At 53.6% G+C, this 23,411-nt stretch carries 18 protein-coding genes; 7 read left to right on the top strand and 11 right to left on the bottom strand.

What is annotated here, in order from left to right; genetic code table 11:
- The first annotated feature begins 37 nt into the window (after positions 1-37).
- Together sohB and L1D43_RS09760 are read left to right on the top strand one after the other, a co-directional pair.
- A complete protein-coding gene (sohB, locus tag L1D43_RS09765; RefSeq protein WP_239851263.1) occupies positions 38-1,069 on the top strand; it encodes a protease SohB in 1,032 nt (343 codons plus the stop codon).
- Between the two features lie 138 nt (positions 1,070-1,207).
- Entirely contained in the window at positions 1,208-2,221 is a 1,014-nt protein-coding gene (locus tag L1D43_RS09760; protein WP_239851262.1) for an AraC family transcriptional regulator, read from the top strand.
- On the opposite strand, the gene L1D43_RS09755 is transcribed toward L1D43_RS09760, so the two are convergent.
- From L1D43_RS09755 to L1D43_RS09745, 3 genes are all read right to left on the bottom strand, one after another.
- Positions 2,218-3,453 (bottom strand): SO2930 family diheme c-type cytochrome, encoded by a 1,236-nt coding sequence (locus L1D43_RS09755; protein ID WP_239851261.1) that lies wholly within the window; start codon positions 3,451-3,453, stop codon positions 2,218-2,220. The two genes, L1D43_RS09760 and L1D43_RS09755, sit on opposite strands and share 4 nt — an antisense overlap.
- 52 nt (positions 3,454-3,505) lie before the next feature.
- Entirely contained in the window at positions 3,506-6,157 is a 2,652-nt protein-coding gene (locus L1D43_RS09750) for a parallel beta-helix domain-containing protein (protein ID WP_239851260.1), read from the bottom strand.
- Positions 6,158-6,723: 566 nt separating this feature from the next.
- On the bottom strand, positions 6,724-7,317 hold the full coding sequence (locus L1D43_RS09745) for an arylesterase (RefSeq protein ID WP_239851259.1): 594 nt from the start codon (positions 7,315-7,317) through the stop codon (positions 6,724-6,726).
- Between the two features lie 34 nt (positions 7,318-7,351).
- Here L1D43_RS09745 and L1D43_RS09740 point away from each other — a divergent pair, with 34 nt between their 5' ends.
- The gene (locus tag L1D43_RS09740; RefSeq protein ID WP_239851258.1) at positions 7,352-8,092 is read left to right on the top strand and encodes an ABC transporter ATP-binding protein; all 741 of its coding nucleotides are present in this window, start codon (positions 7,352-7,354) and stop codon (positions 8,090-8,092) included.
- Complete coding sequence (locus L1D43_RS09735; RefSeq protein ID WP_239851257.1) at positions 8,092-10,542, top strand: FtsX-like permease family protein; 2,451 nt, start codon at positions 8,092-8,094, stop codon at positions 10,540-10,542. The genes L1D43_RS09740 and L1D43_RS09735 overlap by 1 nt, the downstream gene beginning before the upstream one ends.
- Before the next feature lie 401 nt (positions 10,543-10,943).
- On the opposite strand, the gene L1D43_RS09730 is transcribed toward L1D43_RS09735, so the two are convergent.
- Together L1D43_RS09730 and folX are read right to left on the bottom strand one after the other, a co-directional pair.
- Entirely contained in the window at positions 10,944-11,867 is a 924-nt protein-coding gene (locus tag L1D43_RS09730) for a TIGR01777 family oxidoreductase (protein ID WP_239851256.1), read from the bottom strand.
- Between the two features lie 98 nt (positions 11,868-11,965).
- A complete protein-coding gene (gene folX, locus L1D43_RS09725; RefSeq protein WP_011866196.1) occupies positions 11,966-12,331 on the bottom strand; it encodes a dihydroneopterin triphosphate 2'-epimerase in 366 nt (121 codons plus the stop codon).
- A 75-nt stretch (positions 12,332-12,406) separates the two neighbouring features.
- Between folX and L1D43_RS09720 the strand changes: the two genes are divergently transcribed.
- Together L1D43_RS09720 and L1D43_RS09715 are read left to right on the top strand one after the other, a co-directional pair.
- Positions 12,407-13,504, top strand: a complete 1,098-nt coding sequence (locus tag L1D43_RS09720; protein WP_239851248.1) for an AI-2E family transporter — start codon at positions 12,407-12,409, stop codon at positions 13,502-13,504.
- 50 nt (positions 13,505-13,554) lie between these two features.
- Positions 13,555-14,472 (top strand): class I SAM-dependent methyltransferase, encoded by a 918-nt coding sequence (locus L1D43_RS09715; RefSeq protein WP_239851246.1) that lies wholly within the window; start codon positions 13,555-13,557, stop codon positions 14,470-14,472.
- Positions 14,473-14,510: 38 nt separating this feature from the next.
- On the opposite strand, the gene L1D43_RS09710 is transcribed toward L1D43_RS09715, so the two are convergent.
- The 4 genes from L1D43_RS09710 to ackA form a co-directional block, all read right to left on the bottom strand.
- Positions 14,511-14,735: a hypothetical protein gene (locus L1D43_RS09710; RefSeq protein ID WP_239851244.1), complete on the bottom strand. Its 225-nt coding sequence runs from the start codon at positions 14,733-14,735 to the stop codon at positions 14,511-14,513.
- A 683-nt stretch (positions 14,736-15,418) separates the two neighbouring features.
- Complete coding sequence (locus L1D43_RS09705) at positions 15,419-15,850, bottom strand: hypothetical protein (protein ID WP_239851242.1); 432 nt, start codon at positions 15,848-15,850, stop codon at positions 15,419-15,421.
- A gap of 335 nt (positions 15,851-16,185) precedes the next feature.
- A complete protein-coding gene (gene pta, locus L1D43_RS09700; protein ID WP_239851240.1) occupies positions 16,186-18,324 on the bottom strand; it encodes a phosphate acetyltransferase in 2,139 nt (712 codons plus the stop codon).
- Positions 18,325-18,420: 96 nt separating this feature from the next.
- On the bottom strand, positions 18,421-19,617 hold the full coding sequence (ackA, locus tag L1D43_RS09695; protein ID WP_239851238.1) for an acetate kinase: 1,197 nt from the start codon (positions 19,615-19,617) through the stop codon (positions 18,421-18,423).
- A 194-nt stretch (positions 19,618-19,811) separates the two neighbouring features.
- Between ackA and yfbV the strand changes: the two genes are divergently transcribed.
- Positions 19,812-20,255 (top strand): terminus macrodomain insulation protein YfbV, encoded by a 444-nt coding sequence (gene yfbV / locus L1D43_RS09690; protein WP_041509481.1) that lies wholly within the window; start codon positions 19,812-19,814, stop codon positions 20,253-20,255.
- On the opposite strand, the gene pflA is transcribed toward yfbV, so the two are convergent.
- Complete coding sequence (gene pflA, locus L1D43_RS09685) at positions 20,256-20,996, bottom strand: pyruvate formate lyase 1-activating protein (protein WP_239851236.1); 741 nt, start codon at positions 20,994-20,996, stop codon at positions 20,256-20,258. It abuts the gene before it with no gap.
- A gap of 103 nt (positions 20,997-21,099) precedes the next feature.
- Complete coding sequence (gene pflB, locus L1D43_RS09680; protein WP_239851234.1) at positions 21,100-23,382, bottom strand: formate C-acetyltransferase; 2,283 nt, start codon at positions 23,380-23,382, stop codon at positions 21,100-21,102.
- Between the last annotated feature and the right edge of the window lie 29 nt (positions 23,383-23,411).

The raw sequence follows: 23,411 nt of genomic DNA, 5'->3' as shown, positions 1-23,411 counted from the left end.
CGGCCAGATTTTAAAGGCCTGATCACGGAGCTGAATTTTGGAATTTTTGTACGAGTATGGACTCTTTCTGGCGAAAGCCGTCACCATAGTGGTGGCTATCGTCGCCGTCGTGGTGTTGGTGCTGGCATCGGCGGTGAAGCAGAAGGCCGATAAGGGTGAGCTTAAGCTGACCAATGTGTCTGAAGATCTTAAGGCACTCAAACACGACTTAAAGGAAGAACTGCTGAGCAAGAAGCAGTTTAAGGCCTACGAGAAGGGCCTCAAGGCCGAGGCCAAAGCCAAGGAGAAGGCAGAGAAGGCCGATGGCGAAGCCGCGCCTACGCCTCGCGTATTTGTTATCGACTTCAAGGGCAGCATAGATGCCCATGAAGTGGCGTCACTGCGAGAAGAGATCAGCGCCATCCTGGCCATTGCCGAGCAAGGCGACGAAGTGGTGGTCAATGTCGAGAGTGGCGGCGGCATGGTGCATGGCTATGGCTTGGCGGCCAGCCAGCTCGACAGACTGCGCAGCGCACAGATCCCACTGACCATCTGTGTCGACAAGGTGGCCGCGAGCGGCGGCTATATGATGGCCTGTGTGGCCAATACCATCTATGCCGCGCCTTTTGCCATCGTCGGTTCTATCGGTGTGGTTGCGCAGATCCCTAACTTCAATCGCCTGCTGAAGAAGCATGATATAGATTATGAGCAGCACACCGCCGGTGACTTCAAGCGTACCCTGACCCTGTTTGGTGAAAACACCGACGAAGGAAGACAGAAGTTCCAGGAAGAGCTGGAAGAGACCCATGTACTGTTTAAAGCCTTCATCAGCAAGTACCGTCCTACATTGGACATTGCCAAGGTGGCGACAGGTGAGCACTGGTATGGTCAGCAGGCGTTGGATCTTGGTCTGGTCGATGGCCTCTCTACCAGCGACGATGTGGTGATGAAGCTTGCCGAAGAGAAGACAGTGATCAAGGTTCGCTATCAGCTGAAGAAGAAGATTGCCGACAAGCTTGCCCACAGCGCCTCACTGGCGGTCAATGCCGTGTTCAATCGCTTGGCGGAAAAGAATCAACCTCTTAACTAAGGCTTGTGACTTTCACCGGATAAAAACCCGCTCTCGGCGGGTTTTTACATATTTGTAACCTTTTATCCCTACTGGGCTTTTACTCGTCCCTAAAATCTTATACAAAATACTATTATCCTTGGATGTTGTAATGATGAGATGACGAGTAATACCCGCTATCAGGCGACATTAAAAGTTGGCGATCAATCTTATCCCGCCTATGAACTGAGAAGCCTGGTTCATTTCCTAGCCGAGCGTTACGGCAAGCATCATGCCGAGCAGCTGTGTCAGGAGATAGGCCTGGGGCTAAACGAGCTGGCCAGGTTAAACTTTGTCTATGTCTGGCAAGTGGATTACGCCATGGCCTTTCTGGGGAACTTAGCCGATGACCCTCAGATAGGTGCGCGGCTCGGCGAGACCTACAAGGTGGAAGAGCTGGCGCTTATCTGGCCCTATCTGGCCAAGTGTCAGACCTTAGGTGAATGCCTTGAGTTTGTTATCGCCCATCCCGAGCTGGTGGGCAGCGTCTCCGATACCTTGGTGAGCCATGGCGAGCGATGCCTCTATTTTCGCTGGCTCAATACGGCGAAGATCTCGGCGCGATATTTCAGCCTGCAGTTTCAAAACAGCGTCTGCTCCATGTTAGCCCTGGCGCGTCAGCTCACGGGTCAGATGGTGACACTCAAGCGGGTGCTGCTGGCCACTCCGGCTCACGACAGTGAATTTCTGGCAGGGTTTTGCCGGGCCGAGGTGAGCTTTAATCACGAGTTTTTCGAGTGGGCCATCTCCCATGAAATGCTTTCGCTGCCTGTTGTGTATGACTTCTCTCTGCTGCAACTTGATGAGCAGGCCCTGCATGACACCTCCTTGATCGAGAAAGTGTTGGCCATCCTAAACCAGGATTTTCCCAATAACCCTAAGCTGGAGTCGATGGCGCTAAGACTCAACATGAGTGATCGTACCCTGAGACGACACCTGGCGAGTGCCGGCACCAGCTATCAGAAGCTGGTGGATCAGGTGCGCTGCCAGACGGCCATTGGTCTCATCGTTCAGGGTGACAAGAGCATAGTGGATATCGCCGACATAATGGGGTTCGGCGATGTGAGCCATTTTCGTCAGAGCTTCAAACACTGGCTTGGTCTGCCGCCAGGCCAGTTTATTCGCAAGATCTAGCCTGCATGCTGGCAGTTGCCTAAACTTGGCGACAGGCGATCTATCCAGCTTTGTAGCACGGTCAATGCCTCCACATGGCTAAGGCTGCGGCCTATGGGCGGCATACGATCTTTGGGGGCATCGAGCATCTGGCGATAGAGCAAGATGGAGTGCTCGCTATCTCCGGGGATGATGTCGTAGGAGAGGCCCTTCTCGCCGCCGTCCCAGCCCGGTGGCTGCTTACAGATCCCATATAGATAGCTGGTGTGATCCACATAGAAACCCAGGCGCAGGCCTGAGATGCTGGCAAAGCCTTCGGCTCTGTGACAGTGGGCGCAGTTGATATCCAAATATCCCTTGGCTCTAATGGTCAGATCGCCGCTCTCATCTGTGATTGCAGGCGCCGAATCTGGGGCGCCGCCCTGCGGCAGGCCTTTCAAGCGCCCCTGGTCGCGCCAATGTTCGAGCTGATTCACCGTCTGATTCTCGACTAACACCTCATGGTTAAGCAGGTAGGGCTTGAGGCCTATGGGATAGATCTGGGCGCCTTTGTCACCGGCGCGTTGATGGCACACCTTGCATTCCGCCCGGCTGGGCACATGGTAGGTGAACTCCAGCTGCTCGCCCTGACGCGTCAGGCTGTGGGCCTGATTGGCGCCGGCAACGGCGAGACGCGCCTCGCCGCCTTGCCAGAGATAGGGCAGCGCCGTCCAGCCTTTTTCGCGGTGGATAAGCAGCCGGGTCTCGACCAAGGTCTCGTTGGCTTCACCTGTGAGCTGGGTGTCGCTCGGCAGGGCAAAGGTCTTGACCAGCACAGAGCCTACGGGGAGGTTGAAGGTATCGCTCGGGTGATAGTCGATTTGGCTGCCATCGGGCAGGAAGATGAAACGGTATTTATGGGCGTAGTTGGTAAACAGTTGGCTCGAGAGTTGATAGCTAAAACCTGGCCCATTAGGATCCGCTGTTGGTTTATCAGGCTGCTGAAACAGCCGATATTGGGACAGAAGCTGGCAGTCTTGCTCCATCAGCGCCTGCCAGTTGATCTCCCCCTCCTGGCTATCGCATATATCCGATGAGGGATCTGTGCCGCCCGTCGGCGGGGTCACAGGCGTTCCGGGCTGGTTGGTGTCTGTGCCTGTTTGATTGGTCGAGGAGTCATCGCTGCCGCCGCAGGCCGTGAGGCATAACAGCAAGAGAGCTAATAGAACTGGGCTCGAAAGCGGCAGCAAACCTTTTACTGGGCTGGTTAACATAGTTTCGGCTCGTGAGAAAAAGGGCCGCTAGATGGCGGCCCTTGTGTTGGAATTATTGAGAGCAGGTGGCCAGCGGTAATCGCTTGATCCACTCGGCAATCAAGGCCGTGCCTTCGGTGTGGGACAGGCTGCGACCTATCTCAGGCATGCGATCGCCAGGTACCGTGCTATCCATACGGAAGTGCAGGATAGAGGTCTCGCTCGAGCCAGGCACCACGTCGTAGCTCAGCGAGCCGCCGCCATAGGCGATTGGCGACTTACAGGTACCGTGAGAATAGCCGCTGTCCTCCTCGTAGGTACGCCAGTACTCCAGCTTCAGGCCTGTGTTAGAGGCGTTGCCTTCTGGGCGGTGACAGTGAGCGCAGTTGATATCCAGGTAGCCCTTGGCGGTTTGCATCAGCTCGGCATCTGTCATGGCTGCCACCTTGGCCTCATCACCATCGTGGAAGGCGGGCACTGTGGGGATGCTTGCCGTGTCTGGCACGCCCTGCAAGATACCGGCGGTCTGCCACTTCATCAGCTGATTCATGGTGCCGTCGCTATAGGCATAGTCCTTGTTCAGATGGCGCGCCTTAGGGCCTATGGGCACGAATACCGCGTTACTTGCATCATCACTCTTAAACTGGTGACACTGCTTACACTGGTTCATGCTGGGGACCACATAGTCGAAGTCCAGCGTCTTGCCGTTGTGAACCACTTGCTTGGCCTGGATAGCTCCGGCCTTGGCCAGCACGGCATCTGTCTGCTCTGCGTTAAACACATAGGGTAGGGCCGACCAGCCGGTGGCGCGCTTAATCAACAGTCGGGTCTCGACCAGTGTCTCGTTGGCCACGCCGCGCTTGCTGGTATCACTTGGCAGGGCGAAGGTCTTAGTGATCACAGTACCAACCGGGAAGTCCATGCTCTCGTTGGCCGAGTAGTTGGCCACCTTGCCCTCTGGCACGAAGACGAAGCGATACTTGCTGGCATAGTCGGTAAACAGCTGAGTGTTGAGATCGTAAGGAATACCGCCTGAGTTCGCCCCAGTGCTCGGATCCTTAGTATCGGCAAACAGCTGATAGTCTGAGAGGTTAGGGCAGTTGGCGCCCAGCAGGGCATCCCAATTTACGCCAGGGGTGGTGGTGCTACACAGACTAAGGTCACCATCGCCCACCAGACCACCTTCACCTTCGCCTATGGTGCCGCCGCCACCGACCAGGTTGCCGCCGTCACAGCCCTCGACATCGTCATCCACGCCGCAGCCGAAGATCTGATCGCCAAAGGTGACAGTATGCACGGGCAAACTGACCTGGGCACAGTTCATGATCTTATCCTGGGTCTTCTCATAGAGGACGTCGGCGATGCTGATATCTGTGTTGCTGTTGGCATAGAGACGACCGAAGGAGACATCGCCGTTATCCCGGGCACAGATGTTGTCGCTGCCATCATCGGCAAAAGGCAACTCCTTAAGCCCCAGATAGGCGGCGGTGCCGTTGTTGGAGAGCATCTCGCCCAGGCCATCGTAGAGGATCCCCGGGAAGGCGCCGTGGCTCAGCAGGTAGGCCTTGATGATATCTTCAATCAGATAGCCATTGGGCTTCTTGCCATAGTCTGTGATGACGTTGTCATGCAGATAGATGTTGCGTGGTGTCGGGCGCCAGCCATCTTCTATGGGTTGGCCCGGCTGGCCATAGTTGCCCACAAAGCTGGTCATGTCTGGCTCGGCGATGAAGAAGCTGGATACGGTCACGCCTAAGGTATCGTGGCCGGTGATCTCGTTGTTGAAGATCTCCACATCGTTAGTGGAGAGGATGATCACCCCTGTGCCTGGCGGCACGATATGCACTCCGGCAGGGTTAGAGGAGGCGTTGGCGAAGTTAGGGGTATTGTTGTTATACACCTTGTTGTTGAAGATACGCACGCTGGAGCCATATCTATGGTTGTTGATTGGCAGATCGAACACCAGGATGCCGCCTGTGTTACCCATGGCTTCGTTGTCATAGACGTCGGCGTATTTAGAGTTTTCAATCTCGATACCGGCGACGTTTTCCTTGGCGATATTACGGCGAACCACTATGTATTCAGACTGACCCACATAGATACCGGCGTCCGCACTACCGCGAACATAGGTGTCTTCGATGAGGATGTTTTCACACTCTACCGGATAGAGGCCATAGGCGCCGTTGTCTTCATCCAGTGCACCTTCCCATACTGTAGCAAGGCGTCTTAAGATGATGCCGTTGGTGTTTTTCAGCTTGATGCCGTTGTTCTTAGCCTCATTGACCGAGAGATCCTGGATGGTGATGTTAACGGCGTTCTGCACGAAGATACCATCGCCAGTGATCGACTCGGAGAAGTCTAGCACGGTCTCTTCCATGCCATAGCCCATGATGGTGATGTTCTTGGCATAGGCACCGTCACCGTCCACGTCGCCGTCAAACAGCAGGGTCGACGCTATCTTAAAGTAGCCCTTGGGCAGCACGATCACATCATTGCTCTGGGCGTTGATCAGGGCTTCCTGGATGCGGGTGGTGAGGTTTTCACCATCTTCTATGATGATGGCGCCGACGGGAAAGCTTGGGCCGGGATCCGTTGGTGTAGTGGTAACAGGTGGTGTCTCGACGTTAGGGGTATCTTCATCATCTGAGGAACAGGCGGTGATGGAGAGGGCCACTGCACTGGCCACTAGACTTGGGAGCAGCCACGAAGGCATCTTGTTGAACATAGTATCTCCTACTTATTGTTATTATTCCCACTCTAGATTGCACTGACGTACTAGATAAGCAATGTGAAATCTGGCCAACAAACCTTTAACATCCGTAACAATCAGTGGTTTAGTACATTTATCAAACAGGTGTTTGAGATAAAATTGATGGAAAACAGTGAGGTGTGTAATTTATCAAACGGTAAAATTTGCCACACTCAACTGGTAGGAGGAGTTGATTTTAGCATTCAAGCCTGATAGGGAGCCTAAACCGTTAGCCTTGAGGCTATTGTTTGAGGCTATTGTTTGGGGCTGTTGCTTGGGGCTTGGGGCTTGGTGGCATGGGCGGAAGCCGCTTGCGGTAAATCGTGGCGAGGCACAGATAGGCAGAGGCGTGAGAATTAGCATGGGCTTGAGCAAGCAGGGCCTTGGAGATATCTGGGCGCAGGTTAGTTTTAACAAAAGAAAATGGGAAACGCCAAGTGTACAGTCAGGGGCACTGTCAGCACTCGGCGTAATAGCTATGCCCCCAGGCAAACAGATCAGCATACCGGGATAGTCTGCCCAAATGCGTGCCCGAGGTGATCCTATTCACTCGATTGTTGCGTATCGATAAGCCAGGGGCGGATAAAGCTGACGATCTGTGGCTGTGCCTCCTCGTTGGGGTGTATGCCGTCGGCCTGCATCAGCTTGGGATGAATGGCTATTTCTGTCATAAAGAAGGGGACTAAGGTCACGCCATGCTCGGCCGCGAGCTCCTGGTAGACCTGGGTAAACTGTTTGGCGTAGCGCGGGCCATAGTTGGGCGGCACCATCACCTCGCTGAGCAGCACCTCTGCGCCTGAGTCCTTGGCGAGCAGAATCATTTTTGTAAGATTATTTTTCAATTGCTTAGGCGAAAATCCGCGCAGACCATCGTTGCCGCCGAGCTCGATAAAGACCCGCTTGGCCTTGGTCGAGTCAAGCAGGGCGGGCAGTCGGCGCAGGCCGCCGGCCGAGGTCTCACCGCTGACCGAGCCGTTGATGATGGTGACCTCGGGGGATTGTTGCTGCAAAAGATGCACCCAGCCCTTGTCTTGTTCCATGCCGTAGCTTGCGCTTAGGCTATCACCTAAGATCAATATCGGGTTAGCATGGGCCTGGGGGATCAAGAATAAGACAAGCAGGCAAGTGGCTTGCACCAAACGGCTTAAGCGACGAAGCGAGAAGGAATTTATGTTAGAAAATAGTGCTATCAAGGTCAGTGATCTCTATAAATCGGTAACTACCCAAGAGGGAGAGCTTACTATCCTCAATGGCATCAATCTGGATGTCAAGTCGGGGGAGAGTGTGGCGATTCTCGGTCCCTCGGGATCGGGGAAGTCGACCCTGCTCGGCCTGCTGGCGGCGCTCGATTCGCCCACTAAGGGGGAGATAGTCCTCGATGGCGTGACACTCAATGGTTTGGATGAGGAAGGCAAGGCCGCGCTGCGTAAACAGAAAGTTAGCTTCATCTTTCAGTCCTTTATGCTGGTTGATACCCTCAATGCCCTGGAGAACGTCATGCTACCGGCCGAGCTGTCTGGGATCAGTAACGCCAAGCAGAAGGCGCAGCGGATGCTGGATCGTGTGGGATTAAGCCACAGACTCAACCATTTCCCCAACCAGCTCTCGGGCGGCGAGCAGCAGCGCGTCGCCATTGCCAGAGCCTTTATCTGTGAGCCTAAGGTGCTGTTTGCCGACGAGCCGACGGGTAACCTGGATGGCGCCAACAGCGACCGGGTGGCGGACATGCTGTTTGAGCTCAACCGCGAGAGCGACACCACCCTGGTGCTGGTGACCCATGATCTCCAGCTGGCTAATCGTTGTCAGCGCCGCCTGAACATGCAGGCGGGGCAGTTGAGTGAGGTGGTGAGCGAAACTGACAACAGCGACGAGCAAGAGATTGCCCGTTCGAGCGCAGCGGAGGCGAGTTAATGGAGTCTCGCATCGCATGGAAGTTGTTTAAACGAGAGCTGCTGCAGGGACAGCTGTTACTTATCATATTGGCGATCACCCTGGCGGTCTTGTCGGTATCAGGCCTAGCGCGGGTGAGCGAGCGCCTGCAGCTGGCGATTAACGGCCAGGCCTCTAAATTTATCGCCGCCGATCGCATCATCAACTCACCGGTTCCGCTGGACGAAAAGATCTTAGCCAAGGCCGAGGCGCTGGGGCTAAAACACGTGGCCAGCATGCAGTTTAACTCCATGGCTTATGCAGGTGATGCCTTTCAGCTGGTGACGGTAAGGGCGGTTGGCGACGGTTACCCCTTAAAAGGCGTGATAGAGCTGAGTGATGGCCCGACCGATAAGCTGCCCAAGGCGGATCAGCTCTGGTACGAGACCCGCCTGGGTGGGATCTTGGGTTACCCTAAACAACTTGAGCTAGGTAATGCCAACTTCAGCCTGAGCGCCGAGATAGCCAGGCTACCCGATGCGGGCTTTAATCCCTTCGCCTCATCGCCCGTGGTGCTGATGCGACTTCAAGATGTGCCCAAGACTGGGGTGATCCAGCCGGGCAGCCGGGTGAGCTATATTCACCAGTTTGCAGGAGACGCAAGTCAGCTAAAGGCCTTCGAGGCCGAAGTTAAGCCGCTGCTGAACAACAGTCAGCGCTGGGTAGATGTGCAGTCGGGAGACTCGCCGATTGCCGGCGCGGTCAAACGGGCAGAGCGTTTCTTGCTGCTCGCCAGCCTTTTAGGTATCGCGCTCGCCTGCGCCGCCATAGGCATTGCGGCGCAGCGTTACTGTCAGCGCCATTTCGACGTGGTCGCCATGCTCAAGACCTTCGGCGCATCGAGTCGGCAGATCCGCATTCTCTTTGGCCTGCATCTACTATTAGTAACCCTTGCGGGTATCGCGTTGGGGCTTATAGGCGGTTTCCTGCTCGATACGTTGATCAGCGCCTATCTGCCAGCATCGATCTCGGCGTACTCGCCCCCGCTGTTTAGGCCTATCGCCTTAGGGGTTGCCACCGGGCTTATCTCGGCCTTCATGTTTTCAGCCTACCCACTGATGAGGCTGCTGGCCATTCCGCCCCTTAGGGTGTTGCAGCGCCAGCTGGAGGGGATCCAGCTGGGGATGTGGCTGCATCTGGTACTCAGCATATTGGCGATGGCGCTGCTGGGGTATCTCTATTCCCAGAGCCTGGTACTTACCCTGACTGTGGTCGCCGGCGTCCTGCTGCTCGGCGTCTTGCTGAGTCTGTTTGGTTTCTTGTTGATCCGCGCAGGACATGGCGTGGGGATGAAGACCACCAACCCTATGCAGCTCGCCTTGGCGGGGCTGAGACGCCGAGCCCGGCAGAACGCGGTGCAGCTGGTGGGCTTTAGCAGCGCCTTAGTGCTGCTGCTCACGATCATAGCGCTACGCCAGGATCTGCTCGATGAGTGGCATAAACAGCTGCCGGAGAAGTCGCCCAACTACTTCCTGGTGAACATAGCGCCCGAGGAGCAGGCGCCGCTGGAAGCCTATTTTAGTGACAATCGGGTTAAGGCGACGGATATCTATCCTGTGATCCGTGGCCGCCTAGTGGCGATCAATGGCGAGAAGCTGATCTCTGCCGAGCAGGCTGATGAGGGGGCCCAAGGCCGAGTAGGGATTTCCCGTGAGCTGAATCTGACCTGGCGTACCTCGCTGCCACCCAATAACGAGCTGGTGGCCGGGCATTTCAACCAAAAGGCAGATGAAGTCTCGGTCGAGTCTGGGGTGGCCGAGCGTCTCGGCATAGGCTTGGGGGATGAGCTGAGCTATGTGATCGACAATCAGCCGCTAACGGTGAAAGTTGCCAGCATCCGCACCGTTCACTGGGAGACGATGCAGCCGAATTTCTTCATGATCTTCCATCCCGACGCCTTAGCGCCCTTTGCCTACACCTCAATGGCGAGCTTCTATCTGGACGATAGCAAGCGCCCACTGGTGATCGAATTGATCAAACGTTTTCCCACGGTATCCATCATAGATGTCGGCGCCATGGTGAAGCAGCTTAGACAGATCATCGACCAGGTCTCTCTGTCGCTGACCCTGGTGTTGGTGTTGGTATTGCTAGCCAGCAGTCTGGTGATGATAGCTCAGACAGAGGCGGGCATGGCGACCCGACAACGTGAGCTGGCGGTGCTGCGAACATTTGGCGCCTCGGGTTGGTTGCTGCGTATGGCGACCGCGCTGGAGTTTGCCCTGCTTGGCCTGATAGCGGGCTTACTGGCGGCCATAGTGGCCGAGTTCACCATCTATCTGCTAAAGACCCAGGTGTTTGAGCTAGTGGTTTATATGCATTGGGACTGGTGGCTGTTGGCGCCACTTTCCGGTGCCGTCATCGTCGCCCTGCTGGGCACCTGGCGCTGTCGTCAGCTGCTACGGAAATCCTGTCGACAACTGCTGCAGGGCTAGGGCCTGTTGACCTTTTGAGAACAATTTTTGTTCTCATTGAGCACGTTCAAATCGCGGCATGAGGCTTGAAGTATAGTTATTCTATATAAAAGCCGAGTAACAAAGCGTTGAACGTGCTCAAGACGAACCCTGTGGGCAGCGTCTGTATCATTTTTCTACTGCGTTATCGCTCATTGATGCAGTGCACTACATTGCAATCGCTCTGCCTTGTATAAAAGCGATACAGAATGCTGGAAAAATGAACGCGAAAGATAAACAGGCCCTAGGGCCTGTTGACCGAGTGAGAAGAAGTGATAGGTGAGCGGCGCGAGTGTGTTATCACTGGCGCCGCAGCTCCTCGGTTTTAGGTTATAGCTTGTTTCTAGGTTATAGCTCGTTTCTAGGTTTTAGCGTCTGGCGATTTATGGATCGCCAAATAGACTCGCCAGTGCTTCATTTAGGTGGGTATAGTGAAAGCTAAAGCCTGCCTGGGTCAAACGCTCAGGATAGACGTATTGGCCTTCGAGTAATAGCTGAGACATCTCCCCGAGGGCCAGGCTTAACACGGGGGCGGGCATAGGTAGCAGGGTTGGGCGACTCAGGGCCGTGCCTAAGGCATTGGTAAATTCGCGATTGCTGACCGGATTAGGGGCGGTGGCATTATAGATCCCTTGGCACTGCTCGTTATTTAACAAGAATAGGATGATGGCGATCAGATCCTCTCTGTGGATCCAGCTCATTCCCTGTTTACCCGAGCCGACCACTCCACCTGCGCCCAGCTTGAAGGGTAACAACATCTTCTTCAGCGCGCCGCCGTTTAAGCCAAGTACCAGGCCGATGCGTATGATGCAGACGCGGGTTATCTCCTGGCATTGTAGGGCAAGTTCCTCCCACTTGGCGCAGACGCTATGGGGAAACTTTTCCTCTTCGCCTGTGTCTTTGAAGTGGGCCAGATCGAAGCTCTCGTCTAAGTGCTCCTGTTTGTCATGATCGCCATAGATGCCAATGGCCGAGCCGCTGATGAAGACTTTGGGCGGTGTCTTGCTGGCCTCGAAGAGTTTGGCTAGACGAGCGGTAATATCCCAGCGGCTGTCACAGATCTTCTGTTTAACGTCCAGGCTCCAGCGCTTGTCGGCAATGGGCTCACCCGCTAAGTTGATGACAGCATCGAAGCCGTCGAGGTTGGCCAGGGCACCAAGGTTGCCCAGCAACTTATGCTGATTGCCAACGATCAGGTGGGCCTTGCCAGCCGAACGGGTGAGCAAGGTGAGTTGATGTTCCTCTTCTAAGGCCTTCACTAAGGCCTTGCCGATGAATCCGGTACCGCCCGTGATCAAAATCCGCATGCCGACTCCATTTTTTTAGGGGATATCAAAAATATACACCATAGCGCGCGATTAGGATCACTTTTAGGCGGCAGTCGCGATGGGAATGTGATGAGGGCTTAGCCCTTTTGGTAGCAGAGCTGCATCGAGACCGAATCGGCAAATCTCAGGGCGTGTGGTTTGTCTATCTCCACAGAAGCAAAATCGACCCATTCGTGATCGCTGGCAATGCTTAACACCTGATCCGTGAGGTGTTCGAGCAACGAGAAACGATTGTTTTCAACTAAAGCAATGATTTTTTTCGTTATCGTGCGATAATTCAGGGCATCTTGCATATTATCGCTGTTGCGGGCCTTAGCGGCGCAATAATGGATTTCTGCGTTGATGGTGACGTCCTGCTTGTTGTTGATCTCATCTTCCTTTATGCCGATGTAGGTGCGAAGACGTAGGTTTTTAATTCGAATGATGGCAATTTCTGGTTTCATGAGCGTAATTTTTCTTGTGTAAGATTTAAGTTAAGCCTATCAATATTATGGGTAATTCAGAAGGACTTTATTTAGATGACTCGATTCGATAATCAGGGGGTTGCGTTTAAAGGCTTTGCCATCATGGCGTTTATTGTCGTGATCCTGGCAGGGATAAAAGCCGCCAGCCCTATCGTGGTTCCCTTTGTGTTGTCGGCCTTTATTGCGGTGATCTGCAATCCGGCAATCAACGGCATGACGCGGCTCAAGTTGCCTCGGGCTCTGGCGGTGGCCATCATGATGGTCTTTATCGTGTTAATGGGGCTCTGGCTGGCTTCTTTGGTGGGCAGTTCGATTAACGAATTTTCCCGTCAGCTGCCTGTCTATCGCGATCAACTGGTGGAGCAGTTTGCCTGGATATTGACTAAGTTGCAGGCATTCAATATCGAGTTATCCAAAGAGCAGATATTGGCCTATTTTGACCCAGGGATCGCCCTGTCGATGACCACTAACATGTTGTCCAGTGTCGGCGGCGTGATGGCTAACCTGTTTCTGATCATACTGACAGTGGTGTTTATGTTGTTTGAGGCCCAGGACTTGCCCAAGAAGCTGCATTTCGCGCTGGACGACCCGGACATGCGCATCAAGCAGATAGACAAGTTCCTGCAGTCGGTTAACCAGTACATGGTGATTAAGACGTTGGTGAGTGTGGGAACCGGCGTCGTCGTAGGGACGGGCCTGGCGATTATGGGGGTCGACTATGCCTTACTCTGGGCCGTGGTGGCCTTCCTGTTTAACTATATCCCTAACATAGGGTCTATCATCGCCGCGATTCCGCCTGTGCTGTTGGCCTTTATTCAACTCGGCCCTGCGGGGGCGGGCGGCACGGCGCTCCTCTATCTGGCGACCAATACCGTGATGGGGAACATAGTCGAGCCTAAATATATGGGACGAGGCCTGGGGTTATCGACCCTGGTGGTGTTCCTCTCTTTGATCTTCTGGGGCTGGCTGCTGGGCTCAGTGGGTATGCTGCTTTCGGTTCCGCTGACCATGATCGTTAAAATTGCACTTGAGTCGAGCCAGAGCGGTGGTTGGCTGGCCATCTTACTGGCCGATCGCGTCGACGAGACCTTGGTTAACGTCGAAGTGGAGGTTAGCGCCGAGTCCCAAGTTAACGCCGACGTAGAGAAGTAGTTCATTATTCATTAAAACAGACAGTATTAGTAATAGGTAAATAGCGTTAGATGGAGTCATTTAAACAAGCACTACAACAAGTGCAATTTTCTGAGGAAGCCGAGCGGCTGTTTCATGGCCGTGGTGGTCGCTATGCGGGGGCCGAGCATCTGTGTCTCGACTGGTTTCCGCCAGTCCTGCTGCTCACCAGCTTTAAAGAGATAGATGAGGCGGCGCTTGAGGAGCTAACCCAGGCGATTCAGGCGCGCTGGCGTGCAGAGAAAGGGGAGCAGGCCTTCAACCTGGTGTTTCAGCACAGGTGCGCCGGGCAGACCCAGACCCATCTGCTATATGGCGAGGTGCCAGAACCTCATATCGTCAGCGAAAACGGCGCGCGTTTTCAGGTGCATCTGCTGCGCGGGCAAAATCATGGCCTGTTTCTCGATATGCGCGCTGGACGTGCCTGGGTGAAGGCCAATGCGGCCCAAGCTAATGTGCTTAATCTGTTTGCCTATACCTGTGGCTTCTCTGTGATGGCGCTGCAGGGCGGTGCCGATCAGGTGGTTAATATCGACATGAGCAAGGGGGCATTAGCCATAGGCAAGCAGAACCACCTGCTAAATGAGCTGCCCCATGGCGCCCGTTTTCTGGGGCATGATATTTTTAAGTCCTGGGGTAAGCTAACCAAGATGGGACCTTATGATCTTATCATCGCCGATCCGCCGAGTAATCAGCGAGGTAGCTTTGTAGCCACTAAAGATTATGCTCGCCTGCTGCGCCGCCTGCCTCAGTTGTTGGCTCCAAATGGCGAGGTCTTGCTGTGTCTTAATGCGCCCGAGCTGGGGATAGATTTTCTTAAACAGCAGGTGGCAGAGCAGAGCCCAACGCTTGAGTTTGTCGAGCAGCTGGCTAATCCAGAGGTGTTCTTGGATAGCGATCCCGATAAGGCATTGAAGGTGTTGCGCTACCGCCAGCGGGAGCGGGCATAGCGCAACTGGGCTCTTGGCATGGCCATGAGCCGCTTAAATCAGTAGCGATAGAGTTCTTGAATCAAGGACTGACCGTGTGACTCGATGACCTGGGCTATCTGTTGCTGGTCCAGGTTTTTTAATGCCGAAATCTCGTTAAACAATTTTTCTTGTACGTCGAAGGGCATGGACATGGAGTCCATGAACATGTGGATAGATAAGGTGTCTCCCTGCGTAAACAGGTCGGCTAACCTTTGAGCCTCAAATTCGATCAGCGTGTTCATTGCATTACCTCATTCCTGCCTGCGCAAACCATTCGCTATTAATTAATTGATAGCAGTTCTCATTTGAGTCATTAGATCGTTTTATTGTAAAGAAAATGTTTTTTAGTTTTCGCAGCAGTAAAAAAATGAAAGACTTTCACCTTGCTCCTTGAATATTGACACTTTTAGGCTTTTTTTTGCTAAATGCGGCCACAATACTGAAAGTTTTCTGTAAGTCGTGGTTTTTTAGTGTTAGACTAGCGCCCATGAGTTAGCAGATAGTTGCAGCTTATACCCAAGGCAAAATGCACCAATAAAAAAGCATGCCTGTACCCTACACAAAAATCTGGAGTCGTTATGGAAGCCCGTGAATACGAGAACGCCTATTACCAAGTGCAAGATGAAGTAATTGAGTCATTACCCGTTGAGATGGATGACGAAGCGTTTTTGGATTAAGGAAATATCCAAACTGAATTTTCACCTTCGCGTTGAGTCTGACTGGATGCGTTAAAGTTGAGAGTCTTCAGACAAAAAGAGCAGCCCTAGGGCTGCTCTTTTTTGTGGTTGTTTTTGTGGTCGTTTTGTTGATTGGTATGCCGCGTAATGAGTCATGTTATTGGCTATGCGCCTTTAAACGTCAGCCCTGTTCTCGGCAAACTTATTTGAGACAAGCTCCTCTGACACTAGGCCCTTTAAGACAAGCCTTAGTTTAGGTTGCCTTTCTCTGGCAGGATTTCGACTATCACCCAACGTTTCTTTATCTTGTGCAGTCTTATGGTGCGATCGTCTATCCAGGGTTGTCCGCCCTTGAGCCCCTTCATCTTGACGATCACTGTGACATCCTTGGTAAATTTACGGAAGAAGTCGATATCTATCTCTTCGATCTCCAGGGTGACGTCGCGCATGGAGAGGTTTAACACATGGCGCTGCACCGAGGCGGCAATATAGTAATGCGACAATACCTTTTGCATCGGCTCATCGACAAACTGCTTGGCTTTCTCGACATCTCTGTCGACATAGATGGCTCTAAAGAATCCTAATGAGACCTGTTCTGGTGTCATGACGCCCGAGACGGTTTCCGAGTCCGGGCTGCACGCCGTTAAGAATAAAATGAAGATAAAGAGTAATTTTTTCATAGGGTTTAATCGATTGGCTTTGGTCTAGTATCGCGATTCTCTAATGCCTTGGCAAGCGGCGCACGTCAGTCGAAAGTACTTGACTCTTTAGGGCCGGGGTGGCATATCTGAATGAACAAATTGTTACGGTTATCCACAGAATCTGTGGACAAGTATGTTGAAGAGTCGATGCATAACTCTTAAGTGACTGAACTTAATTGGTAAATTAGTGTGGTCATTTTTTGACGCATTGTGCATCTATGAATATTTTTTAATCTTGCCAGACCGTTTAAGCATAAAAAAGCCTGTCTCATGACAGGCTTTTTTCGTTCTTTTGGCGTATTGCTCGGTGTTGCTTAGTTTTGTGAGGCCTGGATCGCTGTCAGCGCTATGGTGTAGACGATGTCGTCTACAAGGGCACCACGAGACAGATCGTTAACCGGCTTGCGCATACCTTGCAGCATAGGGCCGATACTGATCAGGTCCGCACTACGCTGAACCGCTTTATAGGTGGTGTTACCCGTGTTAAGGTCTGGGAAGACGAACACGGTTGCCTGGCCGGCCACGGGGCTGTTAGGCGCCTTAGACTGGGCGACATTTGGCATCACGGCGGCGTCATATTGCAGTGGGCCATCGATCACCAGCTCAGGACGTTTCTCTTTGGCGATACGGGTCGCTTCGCGCACCTTATCAACGTCAGAGCCTGTGCCTGAGCTACCGGTTGAGTAGCTGATCATGGCAACCTTAGGCTCGATGCCGAAGGCCGCGGCACTGTCGGCCGACTGAATGGCGATATCAGCCAGCTGCTCGGCATTTGGATCTGGGTTAATGGCGCAATCACCATAAACCAGTACCTGATCCGGCATCAGCATGAAGAAGATTGAAGATACCAGGCTAGAACCAGGTGCCGTCTTGATCAGCTGCAGTGGCGGACGTATGGTGTTGGCCGTGGTGTTTACCGCGCCCGAGACGATACCGTCGACTTCACCCTGCGCTAGCATCATGGTACCTAGCACCATGTTGTCTTCCAGCTGCTCACGGGCAACCACTTCTGTCATGCCTTTATGGCGACGCAGCTCAACCATTGGGGCCACATAGCGTTCGCGAGCGGCTTCAGGTTCGACAATTTCAACGCCTTCGCCTAGGGTCACACCCTGTTGGCCGGCGATACGCAGGATCTCTTCACGGTTACCGATCAGCACACAACGGGCGATGCCGCGATCGGCGCAGATGGCGGCAGCTTCGATAGTTCTTGGTTCGTCACCCTCTGGCAGTACCACAGTCTTTTGCGCGGCGCGGGCCAACTCGGTGAGCTTGTAACGGAACGCCGGCGGCGATAGTCTGTGCTCACGTGGCGAGTTCATGGTGATGCTTTCTACCCAGCTCTGGTCGATATGGCTGGCAACATATTCCTGCACCTCTTCGATACGTACGGCATCGTCCACCGGTACTTCATGGTCGAAGCGCTGGATGTTGAGCGAGGTCTGCCAGGTGTTGGTGTCGATCAAGAATACCGGTAGGCCAGTCTCGAAGGCTTGTTCACACAGGGCCATGATCTCAGGTTCTGGCTCGTAGCTACCGGTTAGCAGCAGTGCACCCACCTTGACGCCATTCATTGCTGCCAGACAGGCAGAGACGATCACGTCCGAGCGATCGCCCGAGGTCACCAGCAGAGAGTCTGTCTTGATGTGGGTAACCATGTTAGGAATACTGCGGGCGCAGAAGGTGACCTTGCGCAGACGACGGGTATTCATCTCACCGGCGTTGATGATGCGGGCACTCAAGTGCTTGGCCAAATCTGAGGCGCGTGGCGCGACCAGATTCAGGTTGTATGGCACGCTGCCTAAGATACGCAGCTTGCTCTTGCCGGGAAGCTGGAACATGCTGGCAGCGTCTGGACGCTGCACATCCTGGTGGTCGAACACCTCTGACAGATCCGGGCGAGCACGGCCTTCATCGTCTACCGGGGCACCAATCTTGTTGATGATGGCGCCGATGAGGCGTTTGTTCTTGCTGCCACCCCAGGCGTTGTGGGCGATCTCGAGACGGTTCATCAGGGCGGTAGGCGTTTCGTTACCCGGCGCGGCGACGAAGATGATGTCTGCATCCAGCGCCTTGGCGATCTCATAGTTGATGTCGTCAGAGAAAGGGTGGTTGCGGGTCTGCACCAGACCTTCGACGATCAGAGTCTCGCTTGGGTCGGCGCACTCGGTGGCGCGGGCGATGATCTGCTCCATCAAGACATCGGTCTGATCGGTGCGGATCAAGTGCTCGGCATGGGCCATGTCGAAGGGTTCGAGCGGATTAACCGTCGGTGATTTGCTAAGAATGGTGGTCGAACGCTCTGGGCCCTTATCGGTTGGGCGCTGTTGGGCGATAGGCTTGAAGAATCTCACCTTTACCCCGTGGCGCTCCAGCGCACGTACCATGCCTAGACTGATAGAAGTCAGGCCGACGCCGGTACCATTGGGGATGAGCATAATATTGCGAGACATAGTTACCTCTTATGCCCCGGCCAGTCTATCGGCCGGGTCTTGTCTAAATTCGTTGCGGCGCAAAGCGCCGCGATAGCATTTACTGCTTCGATAACATTACTTTAGCAGTGAAACGGCGTCTTCGGCGATCACCCACTCTTCGTTTGTTGGGATCACCATGGCTACAGGGCCATTGTCAGTCGTGATCTGGCCTTGGTTGCCAAAGCGCGCAGCCTTGTTACGTTCTGCATCTACCTCAAAGTTAAAGATGGCGAGCAGGTTAAGCACCTTCTCACGGATAAGGTCTGAGTTTTCGCCGATACCGCCGGTGAATACAAGTGCGTCTAAGCGCCCCAGTGGTACGGTGTAAGAGGCGATATATTTGGCCAGACGGTAGCAGAAGATCTCAAGCGCTAGCGTCGCGCCCTTATGGCCTTCGGCGTAACCTTCTTCGATGCCGCGACAGTCGTTGGTCAGCTCGGAGATGCCCAGTAGGCCGCTCTGCTTGTTCATCAGGTTGTTCACTTCATCTAGGGTGTAGCCCAGACGATCTACCAGGTGATAGATGATAGAAGGGTCGATGTCACCACAGCGGGTACCCATCACCAGGCCTTCGAGCGGCGTCAGGCCCATAGAGGTGTCGACACTCTTACCGCCTTTAACCGCAGTCACTGACGCGCCATTGCCAAGGTGGGCACAGATAACGTTAGTGTCGGCCAGCACTTTACCCAGCGCCTTGGCGGCTTCGCGGCTCACGAACAGGTGGCTGGTGCCATGCATGCCGTAGCGACGGATGCCGTGCTCGCGATAGAGCTTGTAGGGCAGGGCATACACGTAGGCACGCTCAGGCATGCTCTGGTGGAAGGCGGTGTCAAATACGGCAACCTGTGGCAGGTTAGGGAAAGAGGCCTGTGCGGCGCGAATACCGATAAGGTGCGCCGGGTTGTGCAGTGGCGCCAGGGCGGCACAATCTTCGATACCCGCGATCACGCTGTCGTCGATCACCACTGAATGGGTGAACTTCTCACCACCGTGTACGACACGGTGTCCGATTGCCTGGATCTGGGCGGCGACTTCAGGATACTGACCCAGAATCTCTTTAACGATAAACTCGACAGCCTCGCGGTGGGCGGTGAAGGCCCCAAGCTTAGACTCGAATTTGTTGCCATCGACTTTCCACTTAATGCGTGAATCTTCCAGACCAAAGCACTCTGCTAGACCTGAGATCTGGTCGTCACCTGTAAGCGCGTCGATAATGGCGAACTTCAGTGATGAGCTGCCGCAGTTTAGTACCAAAACCAGTTTGTTAGACATGTTTAAAACCTTTTGCAAAGTGAGTGAATGACTGGCATTCACCAAAATTAAATGACCTCAAGCCTAGGGCCGATGTCGCTTTAAATTCTCGTTCCTGAGATTAAGAGCCGGTCTCTGCCAAGGCGATGCCGCTTGGGGCTGGCGCTCGCCTTGTGCTATGGTAAAGACAGTCTCTTAAGTGTTAGGTGTCATCATTGACTGTTCAAGTGTTAAAAACCTTAGGGGTCGGTCGTCGCTATATGAAGACCTGGCCTATGGTTCGACAACTTAGCTTTTATTTTCCAGAGTATCGCGTGATCCGTGCGACCGCTCTGGCGATTCGTTTGATGCCGCCGCTGGCTCTGTTGGCCGGTGGCAGTCAACTCTATCTGTATGGTTGGGCCTGGTTACCTCAGGCTATCACCATTGCCTTATTCTTTATCAGCTTGCCTATTCAGGGCTTACTCTGGCTTGGCTGGCGCGCCAAGCATCCTCTGCCACTTTCTCTGCTGGACTGGGGCAATAATCTGTCTGCCAAGCTCCAGGGGATGGGGGTGGCCTGTAACCCCTTGGGTGCTAATGCCTGTTATCTCGATATGGCGGTCATCTTAAAAATGGCCTTCGAACGTCTCGATAAGCATTATTGGGAAGCGCTCTAGTTAGTAGACGGCGTTGATGCCAGCTTCCACAAACACCTGTTTAATCTGTTCCATGGTTTCGCGCGACGGGGGAGAGATATCCTTGAGGGTATACTCTTCGCCCATGGCTTCCCATTTGTGTTTACCCAGCTCGTGGTAGGGCAGCAGCTCTACCTTCTCCACGTTGGTCATAGGTTTAATAAATTCTGCCAGCCCCTTTGCCGATTCAACATCGTCGGTATAGCCGCCCACGACCACATAGCGTATCCACACTTTTTGTTGGCGTTTTTGTAGATATTGGGCAAATTGCAGGGTGCGATGATTGCTGACATGGGTTAAGGCGATGTGTTGGTCATCATCGATATGTTTGATATCGAGTAGGACCAGGTCTGTGTTATCGAGGAGCTCATCGATAACTGGGGTGTATTTACGTACGAAGCCGTTGGTGTCTAAGCAGGTGTGTATTCCTTGCGCTTTACAGGCCTTGAACAGGTCTGCGACAAATTCGGCTTGCAGTATGGCTTCGCCGCCACTGGCGGTGACGCCTCCGCCGCTGGACTCGAGAAAAGGTCGATAGCTGATGATCTGCTCCATCAGCTCGTCGACCTCGATTTCACGTCCACCGTGAAGATCCCAGGTATCACGATTATGGCAGTATTGGCAGCGCATCAAACAGCCTTGCATAAAGGTGATAAACCGAATGCCGGGACCGTCAACTGTGCCAAAGGATTCCAGTGAGTGAATCCGCCCTTTTACTGTCATTGTGACTCCGAAAACTTCAATTAAAGTAGGCTGTGCTAAATTAGTGCACAGCCTAGCTTATATTCACCAAAAATCTAGCGTTTGACCGCTCGATTGACGGAAATTACATCCCTTTGGTGAAAGTACGTGTAATGACGTCCTGTTGCTGCTCTGGAGTCAGTGCGTTGAAGCGCACGGCGTAACCAGAAACACGGATGGTCAGCTGTGGATACTTGTCTGGGTTAACCACGGCATCTTCCAGCATTTCGCGGTTCATCACGTTCACGTTAAGGTGCTGACCACCTTCACGAGTCTCGTTATGAGCGAAGTAACCGTCCATGAGCGCAGCCAGGTTGGCGCGGCGACCGTCTTCATCTTTACCCAGTGCGTTTGGCACGATAGAGAAGGTATAAGAGATACCGTCCTGTGCGTGAGCAAACGGCAGCTTGGCAACAGAAGTCAGCGAGGCGATAGCGCCTTTCTCGTCGCGGCCATGCATTGGGTTAGCACCCGGTGCAAATGGTGCGCCGGCTGGACGACCGTCTGGCGTAGTACCCGTCTTCTTACCATAAACCACGTTTGAGGTGATGGTGAGGATAGACTGAGTCGGGATCGCGTTACGGTACATCTTCTTGTGACGGATCTTAGCCATGAAGCGCTCAACCAGCTCGGTAGCCAGGTCATCGACGCGAGCATCGTTGTTACCAAACTTAGGATATTCACCCTCGATGTCGAAATCGACGGCGATGCCGTTTTCGTCACGAATTGGCTTAACCTTGGCAAACTTGATGGCTGACAGTGAATCGGCAGCAATCGATAGGCCTGCGATACCACATGCCATTGTGCGACGTACGTCTCTGTCGTGCAGTGCCATCAGGGCCGCTTCGTAAGAGTACTTGTCGTGCATGTAGTGGATGGCGTTGAGCGCAGACACATATTGGGTGGCTAACCACTCCATCATGGTGTCCAGACGACCCATTACATCGTCAAAGTCCAGCACTTCATCTTTGATTGGCTCAAACTTAGGACCGATCTGTGTCTTAAGCTTCTCATCCACACCGCCGTTGATGGCGTAAAGCATTGTCTTGGCTAGGTTGGCGCGGGCGCCGAAGAACTGCATGTGCTTACCCACAACCATAGGGCTCACACAACAGGCGATGGCGTAGTCGTCAGAGTCGAAATCGGGACGCATCAGATCATCGTTTTCGTACTGGATAGAGCTAGTGTCGATAGAGACCTTAGCGCAGTACTTCTTGAAGTTCAGCGGCAGCTTCTCTGACCAAAGCACTGTGATGTTTGGCTCAGGGCTTGGGCCCATGTTGTACAAGGTGTGCAGGAAGCGGAAGCTAGACTTAGTCACCAGAGTACGGCCGTCAAGACCCATACCTGCGATAGACTCGGTGGCCCAGATTGGATCGCCAGAGAATAGCTCATCGTATTCTGGTGTACGCAGGAAGCGTACCATACGCAGCTTCATCACGAAGTGGTCAACCATCTCCTGGGCTTGTTGCTCGGTCAGGACACCGTTCTTGATGTCGCGCTCGATGTAGACATCCAGGAAGCTAGAGGTACGGCCCAGAGACATGGCGGCGCCGTTTTGGCTCTTCACTGCGGCCAGGTAGCCGAAGTAAGTCCACTGAATCGCTTCTTTCGCGTTAGTCGCAGGACCAGAGATGTCACAGCCGTAGCTGGCAGCCATCTGCTTCATTTGACCTAGGGCTTTGTGCTGCTCGGCGATCTCTTCGCGTAGCTGCATGGTGGCAGAAAGATCTTCGCCTGCTTCAAACTGCGCTTGCAGTGAGCTGAACTGGGCAAATTTTTCCTGCATCAGGTAATCGATACCGTACAGGGCGATACGACGGTAGTCACCAATGATACGACCACGGCCGTAAGCATCTGGCAGACCAGTCAGTACGCCAGACTTACGGCAGCGCATGATCTCAGGGGTGTAGATGTCGAACACGCCTTGGTTGTGGGTCTTACGGAGTTCTGAGTAGACATACTTGATGTTTGGATCCAGTTCACGACCATAGGCAGCACATGAACCTTCGACCATGCGGATACCGCCATTGGGTAACATGGCACGCTTAAGTGGCGCGTCTGTTTGTAGACCGACAATGGTTTCAAGATCTTGGTCGATGTAACCTGCTGCATGAGAGGTAATGGTAGAGACTTTGTCGGTATCGAAATCAACCGGCGCGTGGGTGCGGTTTTCTTGCTTGATACCTTCCATCACTTTGTCCCAAAGCGCGCTGGTCGCTTCGGTGGCGCCGGCTAGGAAAGATTCGTCTCCTTCATAGGGCGTGTAGTTCTTTTGAATAAAGTCGCGTACATTTACTTCAGACTTCCAATCACCAGGAGTAAAACCTTCCCACGCTTTGGTGAACAGCTCAGTTTTTTCGGTCATCGTACTAATACCTTCTGTTTGAGATAAAG

Origin of the sequence: Shewanella sp. Isolate8, assembly GCF_022398495.1 — a bacterium.
Lineage (GTDB): Bacteria > Pseudomonadota > Gammaproteobacteria > Enterobacterales > Shewanellaceae > Shewanella > Shewanella aquimarina.
The sequence above is the reverse complement of the archived record's forward strand: the minus strand, read 5'-3'. Positions and strand labels throughout refer to the sequence as shown.

Excerpts from the sequence above, each read along its gene's own strand:
- ackA (WP_239851238.1), bottom strand. The coding sequence starts at position 19,617 with ATGTCTAACAAACTGGTTTTGGTACTAAACTGCGGCAGCTCATCACTG.
- L1D43_RS09735 (WP_239851257.1), top strand. The coding sequence starts at position 8,092 with ATGGAGTCTCGCATCGCATGGAAGTTGTTTAAACGAGAGCTGCTGCAG.
- pflA (WP_239851236.1), bottom strand. The coding sequence starts at position 20,996 with ATGACAGTAAAAGGGCGGATTCACTCACTGGAATCCTTTGGCACAGTT.
- L1D43_RS09715 (WP_239851246.1), top strand. The coding sequence starts at position 13,555 with ATGGAGTCATTTAAACAAGCACTACAACAAGTGCAATTTTCTGAGGAA.
- pflB (WP_239851234.1), bottom strand. The coding sequence starts at position 23,382 with ATGACCGAAAAAACTGAGCTGTTCACCAAAGCGTGGGAAGGTTTTACT.
- L1D43_RS09740 (WP_239851258.1), top strand. The coding sequence starts at position 7,352 with ATGTTAGAAAATAGTGCTATCAAGGTCAGTGATCTCTATAAATCGGTA.
- L1D43_RS09750 (WP_239851260.1), bottom strand. The coding sequence starts at position 6,157 with ATGTTCAACAAGATGCCTTCGTGGCTGCTCCCAAGTCTAGTGGCCAGT.
- L1D43_RS09710 (WP_239851244.1), bottom strand. The coding sequence starts at position 14,735 with ATGAACACGCTGATCGAATTTGAGGCTCAAAGGTTAGCCGACCTGTTT.
- L1D43_RS09720 (WP_239851248.1), top strand. The coding sequence starts at position 12,407 with ATGACTCGATTCGATAATCAGGGGGTTGCGTTTAAAGGCTTTGCCATC.
- L1D43_RS09760 (WP_239851262.1), top strand. The coding sequence starts at position 1,208 with ATGACGAGTAATACCCGCTATCAGGCGACATTAAAAGTTGGCGATCAA.
- pta (WP_239851240.1), bottom strand. The coding sequence starts at position 18,324 with ATGTCTCGCAATATTATGCTCATCCCCAATGGTACCGGCGTCGGCCTG.
- folX (WP_011866196.1), bottom strand. The coding sequence starts at position 12,331 with ATGAAACCAGAAATTGCCATCATTCGAATTAAAAACCTACGTCTTCGC.
- L1D43_RS09705 (WP_239851242.1), bottom strand. The coding sequence starts at position 15,850 with ATGAAAAAATTACTCTTTATCTTCATTTTATTCTTAACGGCGTGCAGC.
- L1D43_RS09755 (WP_239851261.1), bottom strand. The coding sequence starts at position 3,453 with ATGTTAACCAGCCCAGTAAAAGGTTTGCTGCCGCTTTCGAGCCCAGTT.
- L1D43_RS09730 (WP_239851256.1), bottom strand. The coding sequence starts at position 11,867 with ATGCGGATTTTGATCACGGGCGGTACCGGATTCATCGGCAAGGCCTTA.